Genomic DNA, 3669 nt, shown 5'->3' on the forward strand with positions numbered 1-3669 from the left:
AAAGCCCGCTCCGGCCCCATGGTCCCCGCTCGCGACCCCTCCCAAGGCCCCCTTCCCCCGCTCGGCGATGCGCCCGGCGACTATGTCAAGGTGAGGAGCTAAGGGCGGGCTTCCGGGCTTTCCGCGGATTGTGGGGGCGGTCCTCGGGTCCGACGGGAAGACTGTGCGACCTTACTAACATTTAATGCCAGCTACCTTGCACTAATCACTACCTTGCCTTACCTCGGCGTTGAACGAGGAGGCGCAGCGACGTGCCCGAAGCTATCGAGATCCAGTTGAAGAAGGGCGCGCTCGAACTGTGCGTCATGGCCCTTCTCGCCCGCGCCGACAGCTATGCCTACGAGATCGCCAGCGAACTGGCGGCGGCGATCGGCATGGGCGAAGGCACCATCTATCCGCTGATGCGACGGCTGCAATCCGACGGGCTGGTCGAGACCTATCTGGTCGAGAGCCCGGCCGGGCCGCCGCGCAAATACTACCGGCTGAGCGAAGCCGGTCGGAAGAGCTTCACCGGTCAGAAGGAGGCGTGGACCAACTTCTCCGCCGCCGTGGACCAGGTCGTATTCGGAGGGGCGAAATGACACGTCAGGCCTTTATGGCGCGCCTGAGGGAGGGGCTCCGCGGCCTGCCTCCCCAGGCCATAGCCGACATCGTCACGGACTATGAGGCGCACTTTGTCGACGGCGCCGCCGCCGGCCGCACCGAGGCCGAAGTGGCCGCCGCCCTGGGCGATCCCGCCCGGCTGGCCCGTGAGATCCGCGCTGAGAGCACGCTCAATCGCTGGCACGAGGAACGCTCGCCGTCGTCGGCCGCGGCTGCGGTGTTCGCGGTTCTGGGCCTGGGCGCCATCGACATCCTGATCCTGCTCCCGCTCTTGATCGGGGTGGTCAGCGCTTTGTTCGGCTTCGCCATCGCCGCCATTGTCGCCTTCTTCGCCGGCGCGATGGTGTTCGCCGCCGGACCCTTCGCGAACCCGCCCGGCGGCCCCGCCACCGCACTGCTCGGTGGGATCGGCATCATGGCCGGCTCCGCCTCGGGCGCGGCGCTCCTGGCCATCATCTCGATCGGCCTGATGAACGCGCTCGTCTGGTACGCGCGCCTGCACTACCGGCTGCTCAAGCCGGCGCTTGAACCCCAAACCGTGGAGGCCGCGCGATGATCCGCCCGCTTCTGATGATCGCCGGCGCCGGCTTCGTGCTCTCGGTCGCCTCTCTCTCGGCTGCAGTCGCCATCGGCGGGCCCGAGGCCATGTCCCGCGGCGGCTGGACGATCCTCTCCCAGGACTGGGGCGACCTGCGCTGGGACCCGGAGGATCACCACGGCGGCTGGGAAACGAACGGCCGTCATGGACCCCAGGCGACGCGCACCCTGACCTGGACCGGCGCCGACAGCCTCGACATCGAGGTACCCGCCGACGTCCGCTATGTGCAGGCTGAGGGCGCGGGCAGCGTGACGGTGACGGGGCCGCAGAAGCTGATCGATCGCGTGGTCGTTCGGGGCGACAGCATCCGATACGAGCACGGCCGGCGCTCAGGCCGGGGCAAGCTCGAGATCGTGGTTCGCGCGCCGGGCGTCACCCGTTTCGATCTCGGCGGGCGCAGTACGCTGGCGATCGAAGGCTATCGCCAGCCGCGCCTGACGCTCGATATCTCCGGCGATGCCGAAGTGAAGGCCGAGGGAGTCACCGAAGACCTCGAACTCGACATCTCCGGCGATGGCGAGGCCGACCTCGGCGCGCTGAAGACCCGTGACGCCCGCGCCGACATCTCCGGCGCCGGCGAGGTCACCCTCTCGCCGAGCGAGTCGGCCCGCCTGGAGGTCTCCGGCGTCGCCGATGTCCGGCTGCTGACCCGCCCCAAGCGGCTGGAGACGGATATTTCCGGCGCCGCCCGGGTTCGCCAGCCGGATGAGGCGGAGGCCCCGGCGACGCCCGCGGCGTCGCCGACGCCGGGCACGAAGCTCTAGGGTTCAGTCCGCCGAGGTCCGCGGGTCTCCCGCGGTCGCGCGGCCGCCTTCCAGCCAGGCCGCCAGCGCCGGCGAGGTCTCCTCGGCCAGCCGCTTCAGGTAGAGCGCGTTGTCGGCTTCGGTCAGCACGCCCTGCCAGCGATTGTTGGTCCCCTTGTTCAGGAAGGTCTTGGCACCGCCTTCGAACGCCATGTCGATCCCGGGCAGCAGGCCTTCGCCGGCCCGCTGCATGGCTTCAAAGGTGGCCGCCTCTACGAGCTCTGGCCAGAGATCGTCGGCGACCTCAACGCCGAGGAACGCGGCGATCCGGGCCATCTCGCCATCCAGGTCGGCCTTGAGGTCGTTGTAGTGCACCAGCAGCACGTTCTCTCGCCCGCGCGCCGCCCAGAAGGATCGCTCCATGGCGAAGTAAGCATCCGCCATCACTTCCATGGCGTTGGTCGGGGTGGAGGTGATCCAGTGCCGGAAGAACCCCAGGGCGTCGCGCGGCGGGCGCGGCTTGGCGAACCCGATGCCTGGATCTCCCAACCCCACCGCGTCGAGCGCGCCCCACAGGAACGGCGTGTAGGCGTTCACGTGGTTCAAGAACGACATGCAGGCGTCGCGTCCGCCGCGCGCCACATGGATGTAGCGGACCTCGTCGTAGATCGGCAGGCCGTCGAGCGGCAGGTGCGACTTGATCGACCTGCGGTGATCCTGGGACTCGAGGGTCTCCAACATCATCGGCAGCGGCATCTGAGTTCGGGCGTCCAGCCAGGGTGACATCATCATCAGCGGACGGGGTTCCGTATTCTGGAAGATCAGCAGGCTGACGATCTGCTGGGTCCAGGTGGTCCCCACCTTGGGTGCGGTGGCGATCACCACGTCACCCGGTCTCGGGCGGTACTGGTCCCAATGGCCGCTGTCACAGTAGAAGTCGCGGATCTCCCGCAACGGCGCGCGCGCAAGCATGCTGAACTTCCCCCCAGAAGTCTCGGATATCAGGCCGGAATGAACTTCAGAGCCAGCCCGTTGTTGCAATATCTCAGACCGGTCGGCCTTGGACCGTCATCGAACACGTGGCCCTGGTGACCCAGGCAGCGGGCGCAATGATACTCCGTGCGCGGATAGCCGATCTTGTAGTCGGTCTTGGTGGTCACTGCGCCCGGCAGCGCCCGCCAGAAGCTCGGCCAGCCCGTGCCGCTCTCATACTTGGTCGCCGAACTGAACAACGGCAGATCACAGCCCAAGCAGACGAACGTGCCCCTGCGCTTCTCGCCATTCAGCGGACTGGTCCCCGCGCGCTCAGTGTCCTCGTGGCGCAGGATTCGGTAGCTGGCCGGCGGCAGGCGCTTGCGCCACTCCGCGTCGGTCAGTTTGCGCCAGGGCGAGTCGGCATAGGCGTCGCGTCGCCCCTGGGCCGTCGCGGGTCCCGCAAAGAGCATGGCGGCGCCCGCCAGCAGGGCGCGTCGGTCAGGTCGGATCATACGGCCAATACGAAGCCGGAAACGTGTCCGATGCAAGGCTGGGCTATCCTTCCCAGAGGTACCTCACATCCGGGGTCTTTTCCTCGTTCCCCTCGCCGTCGGTGAATTCCACGGGGCGGAAACCACGAGACTCGTAGAAGCGTCGGGCCCTGTCGCTTTGCTGGAACGTCCAGAGCTGTCGGGGCGGGCCCATGGCCATTACGTAGGCCAGCAAGGCCGCGCCAATCCCCTGTCCATG

Annotated in this window: 6 protein-coding genes; 3 read left to right on the plus strand and 3 right to left on the minus strand. The window is 67.8% G+C overall.

Translation table 11 applies throughout. The features are described from left to right. Positions 1–251 precede the first annotated feature (251 nt). Genes ACIQ3R_RS16425 through ACIQ3R_RS16435 form a run of 3 tightly spaced genes read left to right on the plus strand, consistent with a single transcriptional unit; the run spans position 252 to position 1965 of the window. Entirely contained in the window at positions 252–581 is a 330-nt protein-coding gene (locus tag ACIQ3R_RS16425; RefSeq protein ID WP_397419929.1) for a PadR family transcriptional regulator, read from the plus strand. After that, the gene (locus ACIQ3R_RS16430; RefSeq protein WP_397419930.1) at positions 578–1159 is read left to right on the plus strand and encodes a DUF1700 domain-containing protein; all 582 of its coding nucleotides are present in this window, start codon (positions 578–580) and stop codon (positions 1157–1159) included. Before ACIQ3R_RS16425 ends, ACIQ3R_RS16430 begins: the two co-directional genes overlap by 4 nt. Next, positions 1156–1965, plus strand: a complete 810-nt coding sequence (locus tag ACIQ3R_RS16435) for a GIN domain-containing protein (RefSeq protein WP_397419931.1) — start codon at positions 1156–1158, stop codon at positions 1963–1965. The genes ACIQ3R_RS16430 and ACIQ3R_RS16435 overlap by 4 nt, the downstream gene beginning before the upstream one ends. Positions 1966–1968: 3 nt before the next feature. Here ACIQ3R_RS16435 and ACIQ3R_RS16440 read toward each other — a convergent pair whose 3' ends face one another. The 3 genes from ACIQ3R_RS16440 to ACIQ3R_RS16450 all read right to left on the minus strand — a co-directional run. Further along, positions 1969–2916 (minus strand): sulfotransferase domain-containing protein, encoded by a 948-nt coding sequence (locus tag ACIQ3R_RS16440; RefSeq protein WP_397419932.1) that lies wholly within the window; start codon positions 2914–2916, stop codon positions 1969–1971. A 29-nt stretch (positions 2917–2945) separates the two neighbouring features. Next, positions 2946–3431, minus strand: coding sequence for a peptide-methionine (R)-S-oxide reductase MsrB (msrB, locus tag ACIQ3R_RS16445; RefSeq protein WP_397419933.1), 486 nt, complete (start codon positions 3429–3431; stop codon positions 2946–2948). A gap of 43 nt (positions 3432–3474) precedes the next feature. Then, positions 3475–3669: GNAT family N-acetyltransferase (locus ACIQ3R_RS16450; protein WP_397419934.1), on the minus strand; the 195-nt coding region annotated here is incomplete at its 5' end.

The sequence above is a fragment of the Phenylobacterium sp. genome, assembly GCF_044371015.1.
Taxonomy (GTDB): domain Bacteria; phylum Pseudomonadota; class Alphaproteobacteria; order Caulobacterales; family Caulobacteraceae; genus Phenylobacterium.

What these genes read in the sequence shown, in the direction of transcription:
- ACIQ3R_RS16435 (WP_397419931.1), top strand. Translation starts at nt 1,156, where the DNA reads ATGATCCGCCCGCTTCTGATGATCGCCGGCGCCGGCTTCGTGCTCTCG.
- ACIQ3R_RS16440 (WP_397419932.1), bottom strand. Translation starts at nt 2,916, where the DNA reads ATGCTTGCGCGCGCGCCGTTGCGGGAGATCCGCGACTTCTACTGTGAC.
- msrB (WP_397419933.1), bottom strand. Translation starts at nt 3,431, where the DNA reads ATGATCCGACCTGACCGACGCGCCCTGCTGGCGGGCGCCGCCATGCTC.
- ACIQ3R_RS16430 (WP_397419930.1), top strand. Translation starts at nt 578, where the DNA reads ATGACACGTCAGGCCTTTATGGCGCGCCTGAGGGAGGGGCTCCGCGGC.